We start from the raw sequence: 24,475 nt of genomic DNA on the forward strand, positions 1-24,475 counted from the left end.
CCTGCCGGCCCCGGCGATCCGGCATCCACGGCCGACCGGCCGTCACGCGGGCCCCTCTGGGGCCCGTCGTGCGACCGGAGCGGTCCAAGGCGCTACCCGGCGCCCTGAGGACGGCCCGATCGATGGATCGCATGCCCACCACGCCTGAGCCATCGATGCCGCGCCGCCGCGCGTGGCAGGCGTGGTTGCGACCCGTCGCGACGCTCGCGGCCGGCGTGCTGTTGCAGGCTGCGGCGCTGGCCGGCCCGCTGGCCGGCACCGCGATCAGCAACCAGGCCGACGGCCGCTTCGTCGGCAGCGACGGCATCGAGCGCGCGATGCGCTCGAACGCGGTGGCACTCAGCGTCAGCCAGGCCGCGGGCCTGGTGCTTGATGCCGGCAGCACGCGCAGCGCGCCGGCCGGCAGCACGATCTACCTGCCGCATCGGGTGCGCAACGCCGGCAACGGCGTCGACCGCTTCCGGCTGGCGGTGGCCGAGTTGCCCGGCGGCTTCGGCTTCATCTCGCTGCGCCTGCTGCCCGATGCCGATGGCGACGGCCGGCCGGACAGCAACGCTGCCCTGGTCGACACCGGCGACCTGGCCGCCGGTGCCGCCTTCGGCCTGGTCGTCGAGGCGGTTCTGCCGGCCGGCGCCGCGCCGCTGGCCAGCGCCAGCATCCGCGTCGATGCCACCAGCCAGCGCGATCCGGCCGTCGGCAGTGCCGGCGCGACGCCGCCGGTGGCGCCGTCGATCGATATCGTCAGCGTGCCCAGCGGCGCACAACTGCGGCTGGTCAAGTCGGCCACCGCCGCCGTGGCCCAGCCCGGCGAACTGCTCGGCTTCAGGCTCGTCGCAAGCAACGCCGGCCAGAGCGCGGCGGTCGCCGGCCCGGCGATCGAGATCGACGGCCGCGCGGCCGCGCCGGTGCTGCTGCGCGACGCGCTACCGCCCAACACCAGCCTGGCGAGCATCGAGCCGCCGGCCGCCGGGACCGCGCTCTACCACCTGGTCGGCGAGGCCGCCCAGCGCTGGCGCAGCACGCCACCGGCCGACCTGAGCCAGGTCGACGCCGTCGCGCTCGCAGTCGACCGCATCGATCCGGGCGTCGACGTCGCGTTCGCGTTCACGGTGCGGATCCACGCCAACGCCGCCCAGGCCGGCAGCGGCAGCCTCGCCAACACCGGCCTCGTGCAGTACCGCATCGGCGTCGATCCGCAGCCGATCGTGCAGCCCTCCAACGAGGTGCGGCTGGCGTTGCCGGCACAGCCCTCGCAACTGCTGAACTACACCGGGCCCGACTTCAGCGTGCCGGCGCCCTATGCGCGCCTGGGCGGCACGCTGTTCCTGCGCGCCGATGCCGCGGCCTGCAACGCCGGTGCGGCGACGATCGACACGCGCGTGGTGGTGGTCAGCAGCGCGGGCGGCGACCGCGAGAACCTGGTCGCCACCGAGACCGGCCCCAACACCGGGGTCTTCACGCTGCCGGCGCTGCGCACCGAAAGTGCCGCGGTGGCGGTCAACGACGGCACGCTGCAGGCGGCCCACGGCGAGGCGGTGCGCGTGGAACTGCTCGGCTGCGGCCGCGAGATCGTCGGCACGGTCGCGCTGCAGCAGGGCTACGCCACCGTCTTCGACAGCCGCAGCAATGCGCCGTTGGCCGGTGCGCTGGTGCATCTGGTGCGGGCCGACGCGCTCGGCCAGTGCGGCACCGGCGACGCCGAGGTCCGCGCGCAATCGGCCAGCGGCGCGCTGCAATCGGCGCCGAGCCAGGTCCAGACGGGTACCGATGGCCGCTACCAGTTCGACGTGGTCGCGCCGGGCAGCTACTGCCTGCGCGTCACGCCGCCGAGCGGCTACGCGGCGCCTTCGGCGGTGCCGGTGACGCAACTCCCGGGCGGGCGCCTGATCGTGGCCAGCGGACCGACCGCGGGCGGCTCCTACGGCGGCGCCTTCACGAACGGCCCGCAGCCCGGCCCGGTGCAGGTGGACGTGCCGCTCGATGCCTCGCAGGTCGGCGTGCTGGCGGTGCAGAAGAGCGCCAACCGCGCCAGCGTGGAGATCGGCGACTTCCTCGACTACGCGGTCAAGGTGCGCAACAACGCAAGCCTCGCGCTGGCCACCGGCGTGCAGTTGCAGGACACGCTGCCGGCCGGCTTCGTCTACGAGCCGGGTACGGCCCGCCTGGACGCGCGGACGCTGGCCGAGCCCGGTGGCGGCCGCGGCCCGGTGCTGGTCTTCGACATCGGTACGCTGGCCGCCGGCACCGAGGCCACGCTGCGCTACCGGGTCCGCGTCGGCCCCGGTGCGCTCGAGGGCGACGGCACCAACCGCGTGCGCGCCAGCGCCGGCGGCCTGCAGTCCAACCAGGCCAGCGCGACAGTGCTGGTGCAGGGCGGCGTGTTCGACCGGCGCGGCTTCATCGTCGGCCGGGTCTACCTCGACTGCAACCGCAACCGGGTGCAGGACGAGGGCGAGCTCGGCATCCCGGGCGCCCGCGTCTTCCTCGAGGACGGCACCAGCGCGATCGCCGACGGCGAGGGCAAGTACAGCTTCTACGGCGTCTCGCCGCGCACCCATGTGCTCAAGCTCGACATGGCGTCGATGCCGGTCGGCAGCGAGCTGATCAACCTCACGAACCGCAACGCCGGCGATGCCGGCAGCATGTTCGTCGACCTGAAGAACGGCGAGCTGTTCAAGGCCAACTTCGCCGAGGGCTCGTGCCAGCCCGAGGTGCTCGAGGAGGTGCAGGCGCGCCGCCGCCGGGCCAGCGCGCCGACCGCCGAGGGCGAGCGCGTGATCGGCGCGCGCATGGAGGCCGACACCACGGTCCGTCCGATCGGCGACGTGCGCGCGCAGCCGGCTTCGGGCAAGGTCGCCGCGGTGGTTGCGCCGGGCTTCACGCCGCTGGCGCAGCCGGCCGCCGCGCCGCTGCAATTGCCGCCGACGCCGACGGCCGTCGCGGCGGTCGAGCGCCGGCCGCTCGAGGAACTGCTGCCAGAGCTGCCCGCCGCGCTCGGCTTCGTCGACCTGAAGGATGGCGACACGCTGCCGACGGCGCAGACCGCGGTGCGCCTGCGTGGCGTCGCCGGTGGCGAGCTGCGCCTGCTGGTCAACGGCGAGCCGGTGCCGGCCAACCGGGTCGGCCGCAAGAGCATGCTGGCCGAGCGTCAGGTGCAGGCTTGGGAATACATCGGTGTGGCGCTGCGGCCCGGTCGCAACCAGCTGCTGGCGCAGCAGTTCGACGGCTTCGGCAACCCGCGCGGCGAAGTTGCGATCGAGGTGATCGCACCGGGCCGGCTCGGCGCGATCACGCTGGCGCTGCCGGCCGGCGCGATCGCCGGCGGCCAGGATACGGCGCGCGTCATCGTGCGCCTGGCCGACGAAAAGGGCGTGCCGGTCACGACGCGCAGCGCGCTGACGCTCGAATCCAGCCTCGGCCGCTGGCAGGTCGAGGACCTCGACCCCAAGGAGCCCGGCGTGCAGGTCTTCGTCGAGGGCGGCCGCGGCGAGTTCATGCTGCAGTCGCCGGCCGATCCGGGCCAGGCGCGGGTGCGCGTCAGCGGCAGCGGGCTCGAGGCCCAGGGCACGCTCGACTTCCTGCCGGACCTGCGGCCGATGGTTGCCGCCGGCGTGGTCGAGGGTGTGCTGAACCTGAGGCGCCTCGATGCGCAGAGCATCGTGCCGGCGCGCGGCCGCGACGGCTTCGAGCAGGAGCTGCGCCAGTTCTCGGTCAGCTCTTCCGACGGCAAGGCCGACGCGGCTGCGCGGGCCGCGCTGTTCCTGAAGGGCAAGGTCAAGGGCGAGTACCTGCTGACGCTGGCCTACGACTCGGACAAGGACACCCGCGAGCGCCTGTTCCGCGACATCCAGCCCGACCAGTTCTACCCTGTCTACGGCGACAGCTCGGAGCGCGGCTTCGACGCGCAGTCGACCTCCAAGCTCTACGTGCGCATCGACCAGGGCCGCTCCTGGCTGCTGTATGGCGACTTCACGACGCAGAGCCCGCTCGACGCCCGCAAGCTGGCGGTCTACAGCCGCTCGCTGACCGGCCTGCGCCAGCACTACGAGAACGAGCATGTCGCGGTCAACAGCTTCGCCAGCTACGACAGCACGCGCCAGGTGATCGACGAGATCCCGGCCAACGGCACCTCGGGCCCGTACCGGCTGGGCACCGCGGGGGCCCTCGAGAACAGCGAGACGGTCGAGATCCTGGTGCGCGACCGCAACCAGCCCGGCATCGTGCTGCGCAGCACGCGCCAGACCCGCTTCGTCGACTACAACGTCGAGCCGCTCACCGGCCAGCTGATCTTCAGGTCGCCGATCCCGAGCCTGGACCCGGCCTTCAATCCGCAATCGATCCGCGTCACCTACGAGGTGGAGCAGGGCGGCGAGAAGTTCTGGGTCGCCGGCGTCGATGCCCAGCTCAAGCTGCACCGCAACCTGGAGGTCGGCGCGATCGCGGTCGAGGACCGCAACCCGGCCGATCCGGCCTCGCTGCGCGGCGCCAACGCCAGCCTGCGGCTGGGCGAGCGCACCACGCTGGTCGGCGAGTTCGCGCACAGCGAGAAGGCCTCGGTCGGCAGCGGCGATGCATCTCGCGTCGAGCTGCGCCACGAGGACAAGGACCTGCAGGCCAGCGCCTACACCGCGCGCACCGATGCCGGATTCGACAATCCCGGCTCGTACCTCAATCGCGGCCGCGCCGAGTCCGGCGCCAAGCTGGCCTGGCGCGTCGACGGCGCGACGCTGGTGCGCGCCGAGGCGCTGCGCACCGAGGACGTGAGCACCGGCGGCGTGCGCGACGGTGCCTACGCCAGCATCGAGCGCAGCATCAACGAGCTGCTGCGGGTCGAGCTCGGCCTGCGCCACGGCCGCGAGCTGGGCGTCCCGGCGCAGCCCAGCAGCGTCGGCACCGTGCCGAACGAATTCACCAGCGCCCGGGTCAAGCTCAGCGGCCAGCTGCCGGCGCTGCCGCAGGCCGGGCTGTTCGCCGAGTACGAGCAGGACATCGAGGACAGCGAGCGCAAGGTCGCCGCGATCGGTGGTGACTACCAGATCGCCGGCCGCGGCCGCGTCTACTTCCGCAAGGAGCTGATCTCCAGTCTCTCCGGCCCCTACGCGCTGAACACCAGCCAGAAGCAGAACGCGACGCTGTTCGGCATCGAGGCCGACTACATGAAGGACGGCCGCGTCTTCAGCGAGTACCGCGTGCGCGATGCCTTCAGCGGCGCCGAGACCGAGGCCGCGCTCGGCCTGCGCAACATGTGGACCGTGACGCCGGGCCTGCGGCTGTCGACCAGTTTCGAGCGCGTGCACGTGATCGATGGTGCCGACGCCGGCGAGGCGACGGCGCTCGCGCTCGGCCTCGAGTACACCGCCTCGAAGCTGTGGAAGGGCTCGACCCGGCTCGAGCTGCGCGACGCCACCAGCAGCGAGAGCCTGTTCGGCAGCGTCGGCGCCGCGGTCAAGCTCGATCGCGACTGGAGCCTGCTCGGCCGCGACGCGCTGGCGATCACGCGCAACAAGGGCGCGCTCGAGGGCGAGCGCCTGCAGCATCGGCTGCAGCTCGGCGTGGCCTACCGCGACACCGGCACCGACGTCTGGAACGGCCTGGCGATGGTCGAGAGCCGCACCGACCGCGACGACACGCTGCCGCTGCAGAGCATCGACCGCCGCACCGAGATCGTGTCCTTGCACGCGAACTGGCAGCCGATCAAGCCGCTGGTGCTGAGCGGCCGCAGCGCGGCCAAGTGGGTCGAGGATCGCTCCAACGACTTCGACAGCCGCAGCAACGCGCAACTGCTCGGTGCGCGCCTGACCTACGAGTTCAGCGAACGCTGGGACGCCGGCGTGGTCGGCAACCTGCTGCGCGGCGGCGGAGCGCTGCAGCGCGGGCTCGGCGTCGAGGCCGGCTACATGGTGGCGAGCAATCTCTGGGTCTCGGCCGGCTACAACGCCTTCGGCTTCAGCGACCGCGATCTCGCCGGCGCCGACCGCACCGAGCGCGGTGCGTACCTGCGGCTGCGCTTCAAGTTCGACGAGACGCTGCTTGGTGGCAGCGATTCCCGCATCAACAACTCGCTTCGGCCGACCGGATCATGATGCGCCGCGCAACGCTTCTCCTGGTCCTGCTGGCCGCGCTGCTGCCGGCGGCCTTCGCGACGGCGCGCGACGCGCGGCCCTTGCAGGTCGCCGAGCCGGCGGTCGCGCTGCAGCCGGACTTCGACGCGCTGCACGCGCGGCTCGACGCGATAGGCGCGCGCGGACCCTCGGATCGGCCGTGGGATGCCTATCACCTGGCCAAGGCACGAGCCTGGCTCGACTTCGCCTTCGACGCCCGCGCCCAGCGCGACGCCGGCGGCGCGGTCGAGGCGGCGCTGGCGCAGGCCCGGGCGCTGGCAGTGCAGCTCGAGGCCGGCGCGCCGGACATCAGCCTGGAGACGCCATTGATCGTCGGTGCCGCTCGGCTGCGCGAAGACATCTGGGAGCGCGCCGAGGCCATGAAGCACCACGACGGACGGCGTTGCGCGGCGGCCCGCATCGCCCAGTTCGAGGTGCAGCTGGTCCAGGCCGGCCATGCGCACGATCTGCTCGGCTGGCGCCACGCGCGACCGTACATGCAGGTCGTCGAGCGGCTGGCGAAGGACGCCGACGCGCGGCTGCAGGCCTGTCCGCCGCCGGTGCAGAGCGTGGCCGAGCTGCCGCCCGAGGTGGTGCAGCAGCCGAGTCCGCGCGAGCAGGTGGAGCTGCTCGCGCAACGGGTTCACTTCGCCTTCGACCGCGCCCAGCTCGATGCCGCGGCGGCGCAGGTGCTGGCGCAGCTCGCCTTCGTGATGCGCGAGCATCCGGAGCTGCGCGTCGAGCTGCAGGGCCATGCCGACCGGCGCGGCAGCAACACGTACAACGACCGGCTGTCGCGCGCGCGCGCCGAGTCGGTCCGCGACTACCTGATCGGCGCCGGCATCGGCGAGTCGCGTCTCGTGCTGCGTGCGCTGGGCAAGGCCAGGCCGCTGGTCGACGGCGACGACGAGGCGGCCTTCGCCAGCAATCGGCGCGTCGAGTTCATCGTCTCGGCGGCCGCGAATGCCGAGGCAGGCGCCGCGGTCCGGCAGGAGCAGCGATGAGGCTCAGGGACCGCATCTCCGCTGGAGGCGGCGCGATCGCCGCCGCGCTGGTGCGTGCCATCGCGCGCCACCTGCTGTTGCTCGCGCTGGCGATGCTGGCGCTGGCCGGCCCGGCTCGCGCCGCGGTCACCGACGACAACTCGATCTTTGCCAGCGTCGACGATGCGCTCTACACGCTGAACCCGGCCACCGGCGCGATCACCAGCGTCAGCACCCTGTTGTTCGCGACCTCGGCGATCGGCCGCGACAACGCGACCGGCCGCGTCTACTACCTCGAGGACGCGGCGCCCTACCGCGCCGCGTACTTCGACCCGGCCAGCGGCACCAACACGCTGCTGCCCGGCCGGGTCGGCTTTCGCACCAACCGCGCCGCGGTCGACAGCAACGGCGTGCTGTGGCTGATGGACCCGGCCAACAACAACCTCTTCACCTTCGACAAGACCACCGGCGTGCCGAACTTCGTCGGCTCCGTCTCCGGCATCGGCAACGGCCTGGGCGGCGACATCGCGTTCTCGCCCTCGGGCCAGCTCTACGTGATCGCCACGCGCGCGCTCTATGCCGTCAGCGGCCTGGCGGCCAGCACGGTGGCTACCAACGTCGGCAATTCCGATGGCTGCCCGGGCCTGGCCTTCGTCGATGGTGGCGGCCCGATCGTGGCCTGCGGCGACAGCCTCTACCGGGTCAACCTGTCGAGCGGGGCCTCGACCCTGATCGGAACGCCGGGCCAGGACCTCAGCGACCTCGGTGCCTACTCGCGCTTTGCCGACGTGGCGATCACGAAGACCGCCGGCAGCCTGATCTTCACGCGTGGCAGCAATGCCAGCTACACGCTGGCGGTGCGCAACAACGGGCCGCATCCCGCCACCGGGCCGTTCACCGTCAGCGACACGCTGCCGACCGGCCTGAGCTACGTGAGCGCCAGCGGCAGCGGCTGGTCCTGCACGGCCGCGGGCCAGGTGCTCACGTGCACCAACGCGGCGAGCTCGCTGGCCGCGGGCAGCAACCTCGCGAACCTGGTGCTGACGGTGGCGGTCTCGGCATCGACCGCGAACCAGGTGACCAACACCGCCAGCGTGCGCAGCCTGAGCTTCGACAGCAACGCCGCCAACGACAGCAGCACCGTCGCCACCAGCGTCGGCGCGCCGTCGATCGCCAAGTCCTTCGCGCCGGCGGTGGTCTCGACCGGCGAGGTCTCGACGCTGAGCCTGGTGATCACCAACAGCACCGCGGTGCCGCTCACCGGCATGGCCTTCAGCGACCCGTTCCCGTCCGGCCTGGTGGTCGCGCCGACGCCGACGCTGGTCAACGGCTGCGGCGGCACGATCAGCGGCGCCACCTCGGGCAGCGCGACGCTGTCGCTGAGCGGCGGCACGCTGGGCGCCAATGCCTCCTGCACGATCTCGGTCCGGGTCCAGTCGGCGATCGTCGGCAGCTATGCCAACACAGCCAACGGCGTGTCGGCGACGCAGACCGGCGCCGCCGGCGCGGTGTCGAACACCGCGGTGCTCGATGTCGATCCGCCGATCGACGCCGTCAAGAGCTTCGCGCCGGCCAGCATCGCACCCGGCGGCACCTCGACGCTGACGATCACGCTGAACAACAGTTCGGCAAGCGCGCTGAGCAGTGTCGCGTTCGATGACGTCTTCCCGACCTCGCCGGGCGCGATGACCCTGGCGTCCCCGCTGACCGTCAGCAACACCTGCGGCGGCAACCTGTACCGCAACAACGGCACCGGCGCGCTGCAGGTGGGCTCGACCCGCGTGCGGCTCGTGGGCGGCTCGATCGCGGCCGGCGGCTCGTGCACGGTCGCCGTGCTGGTGACGGCCGCCACCGCCGGCAGCTACGTCAACACCATCGCCGCCGGCGGCGTGACCAGCAACCGTGGTTCGAGCACCGCGCCGGCCACGGCGACGCTGCTGGTGCCGCGGCCCGGCATCGCCAAGTTCTTCAATCCGGCGATCATCAGCACGACCAGCCCGTCGACGCTGACGATCACGTTGAGCAACAGCAGCGCCACCGCCTACACCGGCGCCGCCTTCACCGACACCTACCCGACCACGCCCGGTACCGGCGTGCGCAACGCCGCCGCGCCGGCGGTCACCAACAGTTGCGGCGGCACGGTCACCGCGGCCGCCGGTGGCACCAGCCTGGCGCTGAGCGGCGGCACGATCCCGGCCAACGGCTCGTGCCAGATCACGGTGCAGGTGACGGCCGCGTCCGCCGGCACCTACACCAACACCATCGCCGCCGGTGGCCTCAACACCGCAAACGGCGGCACCAACGCGGCCGCCACCAGCGCGACGCTGACCGCCGTGGTCGCACCCGATCTGCAACTCGCCAAGAGCCACGCAGGCAACTTCGCGGTCGGCGTCAACGGCGTCTTCACGCTGAGGGTCAACAACACGCTCGGCAGCGCCGCCAGCAGCGGCACGATCACCGTCACCGACACCCTGCCGACCGGCCTCAGCTATGTCTCGGCCACCGGCACTGGCTGGAGCTGCGGTGCCAGTGGCCAGATCGTGACTTGCACCAGCAGCAGCGCGATCGCGGCCGGCGCGACGAGCGCCAACCCGATCACGCTGACCGTCGGCGTCGCCGCCGCCGCGGCACCGGGCGTGAGCAACAGCGCCACGGTTGCCGGTGGTGGCGAGAGCAACGACACCAACAACACGGCGACCGACGCGGTCGTCGTGCTGGCCAACCCGGTGCCGGCCAAGAGCTTCACGCCGACCCGGGTCGGCGTCGGTGCGAACTCGGTGCTCGCCATCACGCTGAGCAACCCGAACCCCTCGACCGCGATCAGCGGCGTGGCCCTCAGCGACGCCTACCCGGGCGGCCTCGTCAACAGCGCGACGCCGGGCGTGGTCAACAGCTGCGGCGGCACGTTCACCGCGGCGGCCGGCGCCGCCAGCCTGGCGCTGAGCGGCGCCACGATCCCGGCCGGCGGCAGTTGCACGGTCAGCGTCAACGTGCGGGCCGCGGCGGTGGGCGTCTACACCAACAGTCTTGCGGCCGGCCTCGTGACGAGCAGCAACGCCGGCGCCAGTGCCATCGCGACCAGCGCGGCGCTGACCGTCACGACGGCGGCGACGATCGTCAAGAGCTTCACGCCGGCCTCGGTCGCGGTCGGCGCGAGTTCGACGCTGAGTCTCGTGATCAGCAATCCGAACCCGATCGCGCTCAGCGGCCTGGCCTTCACCGACACCTTCCCGGCCGGCGGGCTGCAGGTCGCGGCAACGCCGGCCCTGGCCAACGGCTGCGGCGGCACGGTCAGCGGCGCCGGCGCCGGCTCGACCGCGCTCAGCCTGGCCGGCGGCGGCCTGGCCGCCGGCGCGAGCTGCACGATCAGCGTCGCGGTGACGAGCGCCAACCCGGGCAGCTTCAGCAACACGACCACCGGCGTTGCGGCCAACGAGGCGGCCACCGGCGCGCCGGCGACGCCGGCGGTGCTCGCGGTCGTCGCGCCCGACCTGCGCCTCACGAAGAGCCACAGCGGCAGCTTCGTCGTCGGGACGACCGGCAGCTACACGCTGCTGGTCGACAACCAGCTCGGCACCGCCGCGAGCAGCGGCGCGATCACCGTGACCGACACGCTGCCGACCGGCCTGTCCTTCGTCGCCGCGGGCTCGGGCGGCAGCGGCTGGAGCTGTTCGGCGGCGGCTCAGGTCGTGACTTGCACCAGCAGCGCCGCGATCGCCGCCGGCGCCAGCGCCAACCCGCTGACGATCAACGTCAGCGTAGCGGCGACCGCCCGACCGAGCGTGACCAACGCCGCCAGCGTGGCGGGCGGCGGCGAGCCGGCCGTCAGCGCCGGCAACAACCAGGCCTTCGATCCGACCCTGGTCGTCGACGCGATTCAGAACCTGTTCCAGCCCGATGGCGCCCAGACCGCGCTGGCGGGCAGCACGGTCTTCTACAGCCACAGCTTCGCACCAGCCCAGGGCGGGACGCTGTCGTTCGGCGTCGCCGAGAGCACGGCGCCGACGCTGGCCGGCTGGTCGGCGCTGGTCTATCGCGACCTCAACTGCAACGCGGTGCTCGACGGCACCGAGGGCGACGCGCCGCTGGGCGCCTCGGTCGCGGCGAGCGCCGGCACGCCGGTCTGCATCGTCGTCAAGGTCGCGGTGCCGGCGACCGCGCCGCAGGGGGCGCAGCACATCGCGACCGTGACCGCGAACTTCACGCCGAGCTCCGGCCCGCCGCTGAGCCTGTCGCGCACCGACACGACCACCGTCGGCAACCCGGGCAGCGCCGGCCTCGTGCTGAGCAAGTCGGTGCGCAACATCAGCACCGGCGGCGGCGCGGCGACCAGCAACGCCGCGCGGCCGGGCGAGTTGATCGAATACACGATAGCCTTCGCCAACAACGGCAGCGAGGCGATCGCCTCGATCCAGATCAACGATGCGACACCGGCCTTCACGGTCTTCGTCTCGGCCGCCTGCGGCGCGCCGCTGCCGGCCAGCCTCACGAGTTGCACGCCCAGCGTGCAGCCGGCGGCAGGCGCCACCGGCGCGATCCGCTGGACGCTCGGCGGCGCGCTCGCGCCGGGGGCCAGCGGCAGCGTCAGCTTCCGCGTCCAGCTCTAGCCGTGGCGTCTCGATAGGCTGATCATCCGTTCCTGGTCTGGGCAACCGAGCTTGTCGAGACGGTCGACAGCCGGGTCAGGAGAACGGATGAACATCAGCCTGCGCGAAATCACCGCCGACACGGTACGTGCCGTCTGCAAGCTGGTTGCCGAGCCGGCCGGCTACGTGGCGCCCAACGCGATCTCGATCGCCGAGGCCTACTTCTATCCCGAGGCCTGGTTTCGCGCGATCTATGCCGGCGAGGAGCCGATCGGCTTCGTGATGCTCGAGGACAGCTCCCAGCGGCGGCCCGCGCCGGCGCAGGCCGAGGTGTCCTTGTGGCGCTTCATGATCGACGCGAAGCACAAGGGCAAGGGTTATGGCCGCGCGGCGCTGCGGCTGGTGATCGCCGACGTGCGGCGGCGCCATCCGGGGCTCGCCACCTTCGCCACCTCCTGCGTGCCCGGGCCTGCGTCGCCGCGCCCGTTCTACGAGTCGCTGGGCTTCGTCTGCACCGGCGAGATCGTCGATGACGAGGAGGTGCTGGTGCTGCGCCTGGACCCGCCGCCGACACCCTGAAGCGCCGGCGTGCGCGGGCCCGGCGCCTGCAGCACAATCGCGCGCCATGGCCTACATGCTCCTGATCATCGAACCGGTCAGCCAGCGCCGCGAGCGCGGCCCGGAAGGCGGGCGCGACGCCTACGCGCAGATGCTGCAGTTCGGTGCCGGGCTGCAGGCGCGTGGCGTGCTGCTGGCGAGCAACTCGCTGGCCTCGACCCACGACAGCGTCCGGCTGCAGGTGCGCGAGGGTCGCCCGACGCTGGTCGACGGCCCCTTCGCCGAGACCAAGGAGATGGTCGGCGGCTTCTTCCTGCTCGATGTCGCCACGCGCGAGGAGGCGGTCGCCATCGCCGCCGAATGCCCCGCGGCTCAGTGGAGCACGGTCGAGATCCGCGCCGTCGGGCCCTGCTACGAGTGAGCTAGGGGTTTGCGCGAGGCGCGCGGGCAGATTGTCGATCCGTGCGGGCCTGGTTCGTCGTGTGCATGTGCCGGCCCGTGCCGGCTCAACCCGGCCCAGGAGCACCCGCATGCAGAAGATCACCCCCTTCCTCTGGTTCGACGGCAAGGCCGAAGAGGCGATGGACTTCTATGTCTCGATCTTCGCCAACGCCTGCGTGCTCGAGGTGCTGCGCTACGGCGAGGGCGCGCCGGCGCCGGCCGGCAGCGTGATGACCGCGCGCTTCGTGCTCGACGGGCAGGAGTTCGTCGCCCTCAACGGCGGGCCGATGTTCCAGTTCTCGCCGGCGATCTCATTCGTCGTCAACTGCGACAGCCAGCGCGAAGTCGATCGCTACTGGGACGCGCTCTGCGCCGGCGGCGTGCCCAACCGCTGCGGCTGGCTGCAGGATCGCTACGGCGTGTCCTGGCAGGTCGTCCCGACCGTGCTGCCGAAGTTGCTGAACGACCCCGAGCCTGCGCGCGCGCAGCGCGCGATGGCGGCGATGATGCAGATGACGAAGCTCGACATCGCCGAGCTAGCGCGCGCTCATCAAGGCAAGTAGAGCAAGGAGACGCACCATGCGATTCATGATCATCGTCAAGGCCAGTGCCGACAGCGAAGCCGGCGTGATGCCCGAAGAGGCGCTGCTCGCCGAGATGGCGAGCTATCACGCTGAGCTGGCCAAGGCCGGCGTGCTGCTCGATGGCAGCGGCCTGCAGCCCACCGCCAAGGGCTGGCGCATCCACTACTCGGGCGGCCGACGCGAGCTCATCGACGGACCCTTCACCGAGACCAAGGAATTGATCGCCGGCTACACGCTGATCCAGGTGCGCTCGCGCGAGGAGGCCATGGAGTGGGCGCGCCGCTTTCCCAACCCGGCCGGCGGGCACAAGGATGGGGAGATCGAACTGCGCCAGCTCTTCGAGCTCGAGGACTTCGCGCCCAGCGAGTCGATCGAGCGCTTTCGCGAGATGCTGCCCGGGCAGGGCTGAACAATCGAAGGAAACCCCATGCACAAGCAGATCTACGTCAACTTGGCCGTAAAGGACCTCGCGCGCTCGATGGCCTTCTTCAAGGCGCTCGGCTTCGGCTTCGATCCACAGTTCACCAACGAGCAGGCCGCCTGCATGATCGTCGGCGAGAACATCTACGTGATGCTGCTGCCGGTGCCCTTTCTGCAGACCTTCACCGACAAGCCGGTGGCCGACGCGCACCAGAGCACCGAGGTGCTGCTGTGCTTCAGTTGCGACGGCCGGGCCGAGGTCGATGCGCTGGTCGCGGGTGCCGTGGCCGCCGGTGGCCGCGCGCCACGCGCGCCGCAGGACCATGGCTTCATGTACACCCACAGCTTCGAGGACCTCGACGGCCACCTCTGGGAACCGATGGCCATGCTGGGTGTGCCACCGGCGTGAGCAGCACGCCCTCGCCGACCCACGGTGCCATCGAGGCGGTCTGGCGCATCGAGGCCGGCAAGATCGTCGCCGGCGTCGCGCGACTGGTGCGCGACGTCGGCCTGGCCGAGGAACTGGCGCAGGACGCGCTGGTCGCCGCGCTGGAACACTGGCCGCGCGACGGCATCCCCGACAACCCGGGCGCCTGGCTGATGACCACCGCCAAGCGCCGCGCGCTCGACCACCTGCGTCTGCACGCGCTGCATGCACGCAAGCACGAGGAACTCGGCCTCGACCTGGAGGCGCAGCAGGCCCATGTGGTGCCCGACTTCAGCGACGCGCTCGACGCCGCGCGCCAGGACGACATCGGCGACGACCTGCTGCGCCTGATCTTCACCGCCTGCCATCCGCTGCTCTCGACCGAGGCACGCGCGGCGCTGACGCTGCGCCTGCTCGGTGGCCTCTCCACCGAGGAGATCGCGCGCGCCTTCCTGCTGCCCGAGCCGACGATCGCGCAGCGCATCGTGCGCGCCAAGCGCACGTTGAGCGCGGCCAAGGTGCCGTTCGAGGTGCCGCGCGGCGACGAGCGGCTGGCGCGGCTCGGCTCGGTGCTCGAGGTGATCTACCTGATCTTCAACGAGGGCTACGCCGCCACCGCCGGCGAGCACTGGCTGCGTCCGGCGCTGTGCGACGAGGCGCTGCGCCTGGCGCGCACGCTGGCCGGGCTGATGCCGCAGGACCCCGAGGTGCTGGGCCTGCAGGCGCTGCTCGAGATCCAGGCCTCGCGCCTGCATGCCCGCATCGACGCGCAAGGCCGGCCGGTGCTGCTGGCCGACCAGGATCGCACGCGCTGGGATGCGCTGCTGATCCAGCGCGGGCTGGCGGCGCTGGCGCGCGCGGTGGCGTTGGCCGCCATGCCGGGCGCGCGGCAGCAAGCACCCGGCAAGGGTTCGCAGGAGCGCGCACCGAGCGCGCTCGGCCCCTACGCCTTGCAGGCCGCGATCGCCGCCTGCCATGCGCGGGCGCGCAGCGTTGCCGATACCGACTGGGCGCAGATCGTCGCGCTCTACGACGCGCTGGCGCAGCTGGCGCCGTCGCCGGTGATTGCGCTCAACCGCGCGGTCGCGGTCGGCATGGCCTTCGGTCCTGCCGCGGCGCTCGAACTGGTCGACGCGCTCGGCGCCGACCCGGCGCTGCGGAACTACCCCTGGCTGCCGGCGGTTCGCGGTGACCTGCTGGGCAAGCTTGGGCGCCACGCGCAGGCGCGCGCCGAGTTCGAGCGTGCCGCCGGCCTGACCCAGAACGAGCGCGACCGCAGCCTGCTGCTCGAACGCGCGCGCGGCGACGATCCGCGCTGAGCGAACTACGCGCCGCTCAGCGCGCGCTGCGCATGGGCGCCGCGCGCCGCGCGCGTGCGCAGCCACCACAGCATCAGGCCGCTCCACAGCACGCCGATCGTGACCAGGTCGAGCAGCGCCCACAGCACCTTCATCGGCAGCCCGCCGTAGTCGCCGAAGTGCAGCGGCTGCGAGAGTTGCAGCAGGGTTGCGTACCAGGGCCGCGGCGCGGCCTCGATGACGCGGCCGCCTTGCGGCTCGACCAGCACGGTCTGCGTCAGGCGCGCGGTCAGCGCGCTGTCGCCACGCAGCAGCACCGCAAAGTGATCGGGCGTGGCGAGCAGGGTGCCGGGAAAGGCGATCATGCTGACCACCATGCCGGGCTCGGCCGCCAGTGCCTGCTCCATCGCGTTCTGCACCACGCCGCCCGACGCCGGCGCGCGCGGCGCGATCGCGGCCGGGGTGCCGCCGCCGGTGCGCAGCGCCGTCACCTGCTCGGCCTGCCAGGCCTTGAGGATCAGCTCGGCCCAGGTGTTGATCACGCCGGTGCTGCCGACCACGAGTGCCCACACGAGCGTGACGATGCCGAGCAGGTTGTGCAGGTCGAGCCAGCGCACGCGCGTGCTGCGGTCGTGGCGCACGGTGCCGAACTCGAGCTTGCGCATGAACGGCGCGTAGAGCACCACGCCGGAGACGATCGCGATCACCAGCAGCAGGCCCATCGCACCGAGGAAGAGCTTGCCCGCCTGGCCGGCGAACAGGTCCACGTGCAGGCGGTAGATCACGTGCATGAAGCCTTCGTTGAACACCGGCTCGCCGAGCACCTGCGCCGTGCGCGCGTCGACCGCGGCAAAGCGCGCCAGGCGCTCGTCGGTGTCGACGCGGGTGTCGAGCTTGACCAGCCACTGCTCGGGCGTCTCCGGCTCGGCGAACAGGTACAGCGGCACCAGGCCCGGGTGATGGGCCTGCGCCGCCTGCACGACCGCGTCGACGCCGGCACGCGGCGTGGCCGCCGGCAGCGACGGGGTCTCGATGCCGGCGCCGCTGGCGTGCGCTATCTCCTCGTAGAAGATCAGCGGCAGCCCGCTCAGGCACAGCAGCAGCATGAATGCCGTGCAGACGAGGCTGGACCAGGTGTGGACCCAGGACCAGCGGCGCAGGGCCGCGGTGCGCATGCTCAGAAGTCCATCGACGCCGTCACCACCAGCGTGCGCGGCTGTGCCAGCACCAGGTAGTTGGCGCCCGGATAGCCGCCGGCCGAGGCCCAGTAGTTGCGGTCGAAGAGGTTGTCGATGCGCGCGCGCAGCGTCAGCTCCTGTTCGCCGATGCTCAAGCCGTAGCGGGCGCCGATGTCGAAGCGCGTCCACGAGGGCAGCGACATCGTGTTGGCGGCGTCGGCGTACTGGCTCGAGCTGTAGGTGAGGCGCGCGTTCAGCGCCAGGCCAGGCAGCACCGGCAGGTCCCATTCGCCGCCGAGGTTGAGCTGGGTCTTGGGCACGCCGATCGCGTGCTTGCCGGTGTCGGTCATCTTGGCGTCGATCAGGTTCAGGCCGCCGAGCAGGCGCACGCCGGGCAGCGGCTCGCCGAACATCGACAGTTCCAGGCCGCGATGGCGCTGGTCGTCACCCACGACGAAGCTGGCCGTCGTTCCGTCGGGGTTGAGCTCGAGCGAGCCGACCGGCTTGCTGATCTGGAACAGCGCCGCGTGGCCGCCCAGCTTGCCGAAGTCGAACTTGACGCCGGCCTCGACCTGCTCGGTCTGGTAGGGCGCGAAGACCTGGCCGCCGTTGGTGACCGGCAGGCCGCCCGGTGTGACCTGCGGCGCCACGTCGCCGCGCACCAGGCCCTCGATGTAGTTGCCGTAGACCGACAGCGCCGAGGTGGCCTTGTAGAGCAGCGCGACCGACGGCGTCGTGCGGCTGGCCGAGTAGCCGGCGTTCTCGACGCCGCTGTTGTAGTCGAAGCTGCGGTCCTCGATGCGCTGGCGGCGCGCGCCGAGCGTGAGCTGCAGGCGGCCGTCGATGAAGTTCATCGTGTCGGCCAGCGCCAGGCTCGAGGTCTCGGTCTTCTGCGTGACCAGCGGCGCGTCGAGATTGCCGCCGACGAAGAAGTCGGCCGGCGGGGCCGGCACCGCGACCGGGTTGTAGAGGCTGCCGGCAAAGCCGGCGAAGTTGGAGAAGGCGTAGGCGTTGCGCGACTCGAATCTGAAGCTCGACAGCGCCGCCGTCAGGTCGTGCCGCACTTGGCCGGTGTTCAGCTTGCCGCGGATGCCGAGTTCGCCGGTCACGACGCGATCCTCGCGCGCGTTGTCGAAGCGATAGGCGCTGGTGCTGCCGTCGGGCATTGCCGCCGGATTGCTCAGCACGTTGTGCTCCTCGCCGCGGCGCGCGCCGGCGGCGGCCCAGACGACGCTGCTGGCGCCGAGATCGACCTCGGCGCGCAGCGTGCCGAAGGTCTGGCGTTCGTTCGACTCGGTCCAGGGCTGGGCGAAGTTGTTCGAGGCGTCGGGCGCCTGCGGAATGCCGCCGATCGGCGTCACGCTCGGGCGCGGCGCGTCGAGCTGCTGGTCCTGGTAGCCGATGTCGGCCGACAGCCGCACGCTGCTGCCGTGCCAGTCGAGGCCGAGGCCGACCACGCTGAGTTCCTGCTCCTCGCCCTCGACCGCGGTCTCGCCGTCGCGTCGTGCGAGGTTGAGGCGCACGCCGGTGGCCTTGTCCTCGCCGAAGCGGCGCGCCAGGTCGGCCGAGGCGTAGCCCTGGCCGCCGCTCTGCATGCCGAGCGTGACCTCGTTCAGCGCCGCGTTGGGTGCGCGCTTGGGCAGCAGGTTGATCGAGCCGCCGAGGGCGCTGCCGCCCGGCGCGGCGCCGTTGAGGAAGGCGCTCGGGCCGCGGAACACCTCGACCCGCTCGAGCAGTTCGGCCGCCACGTACTGGCGCGGCAACAGGCCGTAGAGACCGTTGTAGCTCATGTCGTCCGAGTAGATCGGGAAGCCGCGGATGACGTAGAGCTCCTGGAAGTTGCCGAAGCCGCGCGCGTTGCGCACCGCCGGGTCGTTGACCAGCACGTCGCCGACGCCGCGCGCCTGCTGGTTCTGGATCAGGCCCTGGGTGTAGGCGGTGCCGGCGAACGGCGTCTCCATGAAGTCCTTGTTGCCGAGCAGGCCGACGCGGCCGCCGCGCGCCACCTGGCCGCCGGCGTAGGGCTTGGTCAGGCCGGCGGCCGAGGCGTCGGCGCTGGCCTCGATCACCACCGGCTCGAGCGTTGCGGTGGGGGCATCGGGGGTGGCACGCGGCGTGGCGTCGGGGATCGGCGCGACCTGTGCCACGGCCGGCGCGGCGGCCAGGCTCAGTTGCACCGCGAGGGCGATCAGGCTCAGCTTCAGTGGCTGGTTGAGTCTCATGGGAGTTCTCGCTGCAGGGAAATGGAGGATCGGTTCGAAGTCGATGGCCGCCCGCGACTGATGTGCCAGGCAATCAGTGCCAGCGGGAGGGCCAGGCAGAGCCAGGCGATGAGGTCGCCGAGGCCATCGGAGACGAGGCCGGCCAACAGGCCCGCGGCCGTGACCACGGCCACCAGCGCCGGCCAGAACCAGAGGCGCTTCATGCGCGGCCTCCGTCGACGGAAACAACGCCGCACCGGCCGGGCGACCACGGCGCGAGGGCGCGCGTGGTGCGAGCGGGGCAGGGCGTGGCAGAGGAGAGGAGCGAGCGATGCGGCACAAGCGGTCCGGATGCGGGCCACCCGGGGCGGGTGGCGGGGACGTTTGGCTTGTGCGCGAAGGCAGTGGCTATCGCGATTCTAAATGCAAACGACTCGCATTATCGTGATGCCGACAATCGCGAGGCGGGCGGCGCGCTGCCTGCCGCCCGCGCGCCGTCGTCAGGCCGGCTGGGTGTCGAACATCAGCAGGTCGACGCCGGCCTGGGCGAAGTTGCCGAGGTCGGCCGCGGTGGCGGCGCCCTGCGGCGAGGTCAACGCGGCTTGGATCGCGGCCATCGAGTCGAACTCGAGGATCGCCACCAGGTGCAGCGGCGCCTCGCCGGCGGGTGTGGCGATCGGGCCCTTGCTGATCGTGTAGCTGCGCAGGCCGGGCACGGTCTTGGCCAGCGGGATGTGCGTCGAGTGGTAGTAGGCATCGAAGGCCGCGGCGTCGGCGGGCTTCTTGTACAAGGCGACCAGGCTGGCCATGCTGTGTGCTCCTGACGGGCGCTGCCTGCGGCAGACTGGAACCCGCGGCGAGTGTCGAGCCGCGCGCGCCGGCCGGGCAACTGGCACAAGTCCGTCCCTAGAGGCGGTCGACCGCCTCGGGCGGCGCGAGCATCCGGAGATCCCATGCCCACCTACGTCGCCTTCCTGCGCGCCATCAATGTCGGCGGCCGCTTCCTGAAGATGAGTGCGCTGGCGGAGCATTTCCGCAGCCTCGGCCATGCCGATGCGCGGACCTACATCAACAGCGGCAACGTCGTGTTCAGCTCGCGCGCACGCAAGAGCGATGCGCTGGCGCTCGCGCTGACGCAGGGGCTGGAGCCGCTGCTTGGCTTCAGGTCCGAGGCCTTCGTGCGCTCTCGGGCCGAGGTGGATGCGATCGCCGCGCGTGCGCTCGGCCATGCGTCCGAGGTGCCGTCGTTGAAGGAGGTCAACGTGGCCTTTCTCGACGCGCCGCTGGACGCATCGCAGTTGGCCGAACTGCTGGCCCTGCGCACCGAGGTCGACAGCTTTTCGACCGAAGGCCGCGAGGTCTACTGGCTGTGTCGGGTCGGGCAGAGCGAGTCGAAGTTCTCCAACGCCGTCTTCGAGCGACGACTCAGGCTGCGCACGACGTTCAGGCGAGCAACGATGCTCGAGGGCCTGTCGTCAATGCTGCGCGGCGAGTTGGCGGATCCGAGGTGATCGCGGCGCGGCATCGCCACCGATTCCTTAGCGCCCGCGGCCTCAGCGCGCCGGGCTGATCACGCCGTTGCTGACCGAGACCCGGTCGCCGGGTCGCACGTTGGGCGGCTGCGCCACCGTCACCAGGCGGTCGATGCCGTCGTCGAAGCGGATCGTTACGTTCCACACAGTGGTGGTTCCCGCGTTGGCGGCGGCCGCGCCGCCGGCCGCCGAACCGACCACGCTGCCGGTGGCCGTGGCGATGGTCTGGCCGGTGCCGCCACCGATGGTGCTGCCGAGCAGGCCGCCGAGCACGGCGCCGCCGATGGCGCCCGCCATGCCGGCGCCGGCGCTGGCCTGCTGGGTCTCGGAGATGGCCTGCACCACGCCCATGCCGCTGACGTTGCTGCCGGGCGGCGGTGGCGTCGCGCAAGCGGCTAGCAGCGCAAGTGCCAGCAGCGGCGCCAGCCACCGGACCAGGGTGCGCATGCTCGAGCGGTTCATCGGCGATCCTCCAGGGCAACGAGGCAACAACTGCGAGGCGCCGTTCTCGTTGGCGGCGCCCGCGCATCCATGTTAGTCGCCGAGGCCGGCCTCGCAAGGCGTGGCCCTTGAGGCCTTGGGATTGCACAATGAAGAAGGGGCGCCGGAGGCGCCCCTTGTTGCTGGTCGAGCCGCACGCCAGGGCGTGCGGCTTCTGCGCTTACTGCGCTTCGAACGGCAGCTTGATCTGCGCCAGGTTCTTGCGCGTCTCGACCAGCACCAGCGGACCTTCGTCGATCGCGACCGCCGGCTTGGGTTCGCGCGGCACGTGCACCGGCTTCGGCTCGGCGGCGATCGCCGCCTGCACCGCCGCCGCCTTGACGGCGTCGGTACCGACCCACTCGAGGCCGGCGCCCTGGGCGATGCGGCCCAGCGCCTCGGTCGCGAGCACGAAGGGCGCGGCGACGGGCGCCGCTGCAGCGGCCTCGGCCACAACCACCGGTACCGGCTCGGCAGCAACGACTGCCACCGGTGCCGGCGCGGGAGCCGGAGCCGTCTCGGCCACCGGCTCGATCACGACTTCGGCGACCTCGACCACGGCGGGTGCGACCGGTGCGGCGAGCTCGGCAACCGGTGCTGCGGCCTCGGTGTCCGTGCTCATCGCGACGGCGGCCACGCCGGCAGCGGCAGCAGCGACGCCGACCGCGGCGCGCGGCAGGCGATCGCCGTCGTCCGTTTCAGCGGACTCGGCCAATGCCGCGTCGGCGCTGCCCGTGTCTTCACCACGTTCACTGCCACGGCCACGACCACCGCGACGGCGGCGACGGCGACCGCCCTCGCCAGCTTCCGTGCCTTCGGCCGGCTGGCCTTCGGCGCCGACCGCGGCCGCGTTCAGCGCGAGCTGATCGGCATCGGCACTGGCAGCAACGCCCTCGGTCGCCACGACCGGCGCACGCTCGGCACGCGGCGGCCTCGGCTCACGCGGCTCGCGCTGTTCGCGCGGTTCGCGGTTCTCCCGACCTTCACGCGGTTCGCGTGGCTCGCGCGGTTCACGCGGTGGCCGCTGCTGCGGTGCCTGGGCCTCGCCGGCCTCGAGCGGCAGCGCCTCGGCGCGTGCTTCACCGCGCTGGCCTTGTTGTTGCTGGTTGTCGCCGCGTCCGCCACGGCCTTCGCCACGACGGCCATCGCGGCGCTCGCCACGTTCGGCGCGTTCACCGCCGCGCTCGGCACGGGCTTCGCCGCCACGCTCGCCGCGCGCTTCGCCATTGCGTTCGCCACGGCCGCCACGCTCGCCGCCGCGGCCGCGTTCGCCACCACGGCCACCACGCTCACCACGGCCGCCGTCGCGCTTGCCGCCTTCCTTGCCAGCCGGCGCCACGGGCGCCGCCGGTGCCGGAGCAGTCACCGGCGCCGCGACTTCCTCGCCGCCACCGAAGATGCGCTTGAGCCAGCCGAAGAAGCCGCCGCTGGCAGCCGCCACGGCCACCGGCCTGGCGACCGAGGTGCGGGCCACCGGCATCGGCGGCGCGGCATCGGCCAGCGTGGCCTGTGCGCGCGCGGCCGGTGCTGCTTCGCGCACCGGCGCTGCGGGGGCCGGCTCGTCGGGCAGCACGCCCTTGATGACCGGCTCCTGCTTGGCCTTGCCGAGCTTGTCGCGACGCGTGATGCCGACCTCGTCGTCCGGCTCCTCGATCATCGTGTAGCTGGCCTGCAGGTTCTCCAGGCGCGGGTCGTCGTGGCGCAGGCGCTCGAGCTTGTAGTTCGGCGTCTCGAGGTGCTTGTTCGGCACCAGCAGCACGGTGGTGCGCTGCTTGAGTTCGATCTTGGTGATCTCGGTGCGCTTCTCGTTGAGCAGGAAGCTGGTCACCTCGACCGGCACCTGCACGTGCACGGCGGCGGTGCCTTCCTTCATCGACTCTTCCTGGATGATGCGCAGGATCTGCAGCGCGGAAGATTCGGTGTCGCGGATGTGGCCGGTGCCGTTGCAGCGCGGGCAGGTGATGTGGCTGCCTTCGCTGAGTGCCGGGCGCAGGCGCTGGCGGCTCATCTCGAGCAGGCCGAACTTGGAGATCGAGCTGAACTGCACGCGGGCGCGGTCGTAGCGCATCGCGTCGCGCAGGCGCTGTTCGACCTCGCGCCGGTTCTTGCTCTCCTCCATGTCGATAAAGTCGACGACGATCAGGCCGCCGAGGTCGCGCAGCCGCATCTGGCGCGCGATTTCATCCGCGGCTTCCAGGTTGGTGCGGGTCGCGGTTTCCTCGATGTCGGTGCCGCGCGTGCTGCGCGCCGAGTTGACGTCGACCGAGACCAGCGCCTCGGTGTGGTCGATCACGATCGCGCCGCCCGAGGGCAGGTTGACGGTGCGCGAGAACGCGGTCTCGATCTGGTGCTCGATCTGGAAGCGGCTGAACAGCGGCGCGTCATCTCGGTAGCGCTTCACGCGATTGGCCGTTTCCGGCATCACGTGGTTCATGAACTGCTTGGCCTGCTCGTATAGGTCGTCGGTGTCGATCAGGATCTCGCCGATCTCGGCGGTGAAGTAGTCGCGGATCGCGCGGATCACCAGCGACGACTCCTGATAGATCAGGAAGGCGCCCTTGCCGGCCTTGGACGCGCCGTCGATGGCGGTCCAGAGCTTGAGCATGTAGTTGAGGTCCCACTGCAGCTCGGGCGCGGTGCGGCCGATGCCGGCGGTGCGCGCGATCAGGCTCATGCCCTTGGGGTACTCGAGCTGGTCGAGGTTCTCCTTGAGCTCCTCGCGGTCCTCGCCCTCGATGCGACGGCTGACGCCGCCGCCGCGCGGGTTGTTGGGCATCAGCACCAGATAGCGGCCGGCGAGGCTGACGAAGGTGGTCAGCGCAGCGCCCTTGTTGCCGCGCTCTTCCTTCTCGACCTGGACCAGCAGTTCCTGGCCTTCCTTGATGACCTCGTTGATCTTGGCGCTGCGAGCGTCGACGCCCTCCTTGAAGTACTGCTTGGCGATTTCCTTGAACGGCAGGAAGCCGTGGCGGTCCTCGCCGTAGTCGACGAAGCAGGCTTCCAGCGAAGGCTCGACGCGGGTGACGACGGCCTTGTAGATGTTGCCCTTGCGCTGTTCGCGCCCCTCGATCTCGGTTTCGAAGTCGAGCAGCTTCTGGCCCTCGACGATGGCCAGCCGGCGTTCTTCAGCCTGGGTGGCATTGATCAGCATGCGCTTCACGGTTCACTCTCCTCGTTTGCGCGCGGCGACAACATGTTGCGTCGCTCGCGCGCCATCACGCCGCGCCCGCCCTGGAAGGCGGGTGCAGCCGTCGATGCACGAACAGGCTTGGGTAGAACCGGAAGGAATCGCCCTGGACTGCGCTCGCGCGCCCCAACGCCGCCTCAGGCGGCGCTAAGGCAGGTTTGCTGGCAGCGTTGGCACGTGCGTGAGGTGGACTCGCTTCCGCGCAGGCCCGGGCACGCCGGCTCCGCACCACGCCGCGATCGTGTCGCGGGGTGCCAGGGCTGGCGGCCTGAAGGCCGATGGGGTTGAGCGGAGCTCATCTCACGCGGGCAGCAGCGTCGGCGCAAAGAGGCCGGGCTGCCACCGGAAACCTTGTGTCTTGGTTCGTCCGGAGCCGGTTCTGCCGCGCAGCCGCCGCGTCCGCCGCTCACCTTGGGAGTCGGGCCTGACACGCGCACCGCGCGTTGCATCACCATTTCAATCTCGTTGCCCAAACTAGGCAGCGAGGCCCACGGCAGCG

16 protein-coding genes are annotated in these 24,475 nt (G+C 71.6%); 10 read left to right on the forward strand and 6 right to left on the reverse strand.

What is annotated here, in order from left to right; genetic code table 11:
- Positions 1 to 131: 131 nt before the first annotated feature.
- The 9 genes from EV670_RS01720 (at position 132) to EV670_RS01755 (ending at position 15,419) form a co-directional block, all read left to right on the forward strand.
- The gene (locus EV670_RS01720; RefSeq protein WP_207224979.1) at positions 132 to 6,083 is read left to right on the forward strand and encodes a DUF11 domain-containing protein; all 5,952 of its coding nucleotides are present in this window, start codon (positions 132 to 134) and stop codon (positions 6,081 to 6,083) included.
- Positions 6,080 to 7,105, forward strand: coding sequence for an OmpA family protein (locus tag EV670_RS01725; protein ID WP_130430089.1), 1,026 nt, complete (start codon positions 6,080 to 6,082; stop codon positions 7,103 to 7,105). Before EV670_RS01720 ends, EV670_RS01725 begins: the two co-directional genes overlap by 4 nt.
- Complete coding sequence (locus EV670_RS01730) at positions 7,102 to 11,691, forward strand: beta strand repeat-containing protein (RefSeq protein WP_130430090.1); 4,590 nt, start codon at positions 7,102 to 7,104, stop codon at positions 11,689 to 11,691. The genes EV670_RS01725 and EV670_RS01730 overlap by 4 nt, the downstream gene beginning before the upstream one ends.
- A gap of 87 nt (positions 11,692 to 11,778) precedes the next feature.
- Complete coding sequence (locus EV670_RS01735; protein WP_130430091.1) at positions 11,779 to 12,249, forward strand: GNAT family N-acetyltransferase; 471 nt, start codon at positions 11,779 to 11,781, stop codon at positions 12,247 to 12,249.
- Positions 12,250 to 12,295: 46 nt separating this feature from the next.
- Entirely contained in the window at positions 12,296 to 12,649 is a 354-nt protein-coding gene (locus EV670_RS01740) for a YciI family protein (protein WP_130430092.1), read from the forward strand.
- 109 nt (positions 12,650 to 12,758) lie between these two features.
- Positions 12,759 to 13,232, forward strand: coding sequence for a VOC family protein (locus EV670_RS01745; protein WP_130430093.1), 474 nt, complete (start codon positions 12,759 to 12,761; stop codon positions 13,230 to 13,232).
- A gap of 16 nt (positions 13,233 to 13,248) precedes the next feature.
- Entirely contained in the window at positions 13,249 to 13,662 is a 414-nt protein-coding gene (locus EV670_RS01750; protein WP_130430094.1) for a YciI family protein, read from the forward strand.
- A gap of 18 nt (positions 13,663 to 13,680) precedes the next feature.
- The gene (locus EV670_RS18795; protein WP_242616800.1) at positions 13,681 to 14,082 is read left to right on the forward strand and encodes a VOC family protein; all 402 of its coding nucleotides are present in this window, start codon (positions 13,681 to 13,683) and stop codon (positions 14,080 to 14,082) included.
- Positions 14,079 to 15,419 (forward strand): RNA polymerase sigma factor, encoded by a 1,341-nt coding sequence (locus tag EV670_RS01755; RefSeq protein ID WP_242616801.1) that lies wholly within the window; start codon positions 14,079 to 14,081, stop codon positions 15,417 to 15,419. Before EV670_RS18795 ends, EV670_RS01755 begins: the two co-directional genes overlap by 4 nt.
- A 5-nt stretch (positions 15,420 to 15,424) precedes the next feature.
- On the opposite strand, the gene EV670_RS01760 is transcribed toward EV670_RS01755, so the two are convergent.
- The 4 genes from EV670_RS01760 to EV670_RS01775 form a co-directional block, all read right to left on the reverse strand.
- On the reverse strand, positions 15,425 to 16,573 hold the full coding sequence (locus EV670_RS01760) for a PepSY-associated TM helix domain-containing protein (protein WP_130430096.1): 1,149 nt from the start codon (positions 16,571 to 16,573) through the stop codon (positions 15,425 to 15,427).
- A 2-nt stretch (positions 16,574 to 16,575) separates the two neighbouring features.
- Positions 16,576 to 18,798 (reverse strand): TonB-dependent receptor, encoded by a 2,223-nt coding sequence (locus EV670_RS01765; RefSeq protein WP_130430097.1) that lies wholly within the window; start codon positions 18,796 to 18,798, stop codon positions 16,576 to 16,578.
- Positions 18,795 to 19,001 carry a hypothetical protein gene (locus EV670_RS01770; protein ID WP_130430098.1) on the reverse strand — a complete coding sequence of 69 codons (207 nt, stop codon included), beginning with the start codon at positions 18,999 to 19,001 and terminating at the stop codon, positions 18,795 to 18,797. Before EV670_RS01770 ends, EV670_RS01765 begins: the two co-directional genes overlap by 4 nt.
- A 276-nt stretch (positions 19,002 to 19,277) precedes the next feature.
- Positions 19,278 to 19,586 (reverse strand): EthD family reductase, encoded by a 309-nt coding sequence (locus EV670_RS01775; protein WP_130430099.1) that lies wholly within the window; start codon positions 19,584 to 19,586, stop codon positions 19,278 to 19,280.
- Between the two features lie 144 nt (positions 19,587 to 19,730).
- Here EV670_RS01775 and EV670_RS01780 point away from each other — a divergent pair, with 144 nt between their 5' ends.
- Positions 19,731 to 20,288, forward strand: coding sequence for a DUF1697 domain-containing protein (locus tag EV670_RS01780; protein WP_130430100.1), 558 nt, complete (start codon positions 19,731 to 19,733; stop codon positions 20,286 to 20,288).
- A 42-nt stretch (positions 20,289 to 20,330) separates the two neighbouring features.
- Here EV670_RS01780 and EV670_RS01785 read toward each other — a convergent pair whose 3' ends face one another.
- Both EV670_RS01785 and EV670_RS01790 read right to left on the reverse strand, forming a co-directional pair.
- Positions 20,331 to 20,771 carry a hypothetical protein gene (locus tag EV670_RS01785; protein WP_130430101.1) on the reverse strand — a complete coding sequence of 147 codons (441 nt, stop codon included), beginning with the start codon at positions 20,769 to 20,771 and terminating at the stop codon, positions 20,331 to 20,333.
- 199 nt (positions 20,772 to 20,970) lie between these two features.
- On the reverse strand, positions 20,971 to 23,949 hold the full coding sequence (locus EV670_RS01790; protein WP_130430102.1) for an Rne/Rng family ribonuclease: 2,979 nt from the start codon (positions 23,947 to 23,949) through the stop codon (positions 20,971 to 20,973).
- Between the last annotated feature and the right edge of the window lie 526 nt (positions 23,950 to 24,475).

Source organism: Rivibacter subsaxonicus, from assembly GCF_004217215.1.
GTDB lineage: Bacteria > Pseudomonadota > Gammaproteobacteria > Burkholderiales > Burkholderiaceae_C > Rivibacter > Rivibacter subsaxonicus.

What these genes read in the sequence shown, in the direction of transcription:
- EV670_RS01720 (WP_207224979.1), top strand. Translation starts at nt 132, where the DNA reads ATGCCCACCACGCCTGAGCCATCGATGCCGCGCCGCCGCGCGTGGCAG.
- EV670_RS01725 (WP_130430089.1), top strand. Translation starts at nt 6,080, where the DNA reads ATGATGCGCCGCGCAACGCTTCTCCTGGTCCTGCTGGCCGCGCTGCTG.
- EV670_RS01730 (WP_130430090.1), top strand. Translation starts at nt 7,102, where the DNA reads ATGAGGCTCAGGGACCGCATCTCCGCTGGAGGCGGCGCGATCGCCGCC.
- EV670_RS01735 (WP_130430091.1), top strand. Translation starts at nt 11,779, where the DNA reads ATGAACATCAGCCTGCGCGAAATCACCGCCGACACGGTACGTGCCGTC.
- EV670_RS01740 (WP_130430092.1), top strand. Translation starts at nt 12,296, where the DNA reads ATGGCCTACATGCTCCTGATCATCGAACCGGTCAGCCAGCGCCGCGAG.
- EV670_RS01745 (WP_130430093.1), top strand. Translation starts at nt 12,759, where the DNA reads ATGCAGAAGATCACCCCCTTCCTCTGGTTCGACGGCAAGGCCGAAGAG.
- EV670_RS01750 (WP_130430094.1), top strand. Translation starts at nt 13,249, where the DNA reads ATGCGATTCATGATCATCGTCAAGGCCAGTGCCGACAGCGAAGCCGGC.
- EV670_RS18795 (WP_242616800.1), top strand. Translation starts at nt 13,681, where the DNA reads ATGCACAAGCAGATCTACGTCAACTTGGCCGTAAAGGACCTCGCGCGC.
- EV670_RS01760 (WP_130430096.1), bottom strand. Translation starts at nt 16,573, where the DNA reads ATGCGCACCGCGGCCCTGCGCCGCTGGTCCTGGGTCCACACCTGGTCC.
- EV670_RS01765 (WP_130430097.1), bottom strand. Translation starts at nt 18,798, where the DNA reads ATGAGACTCAACCAGCCACTGAAGCTGAGCCTGATCGCCCTCGCGGTG.
- EV670_RS01770 (WP_130430098.1), bottom strand. Translation starts at nt 19,001, where the DNA reads ATGAAGCGCCTCTGGTTCTGGCCGGCGCTGGTGGCCGTGGTCACGGCC.
- EV670_RS01775 (WP_130430099.1), bottom strand. Translation starts at nt 19,586, where the DNA reads ATGGCCAGCCTGGTCGCCTTGTACAAGAAGCCCGCCGACGCCGCGGCC.
- EV670_RS01780 (WP_130430100.1), top strand. Translation starts at nt 19,731, where the DNA reads ATGCCCACCTACGTCGCCTTCCTGCGCGCCATCAATGTCGGCGGCCGC.
- EV670_RS01785 (WP_130430101.1), bottom strand. Translation starts at nt 20,771, where the DNA reads ATGAACCGCTCGAGCATGCGCACCCTGGTCCGGTGGCTGGCGCCGCTG.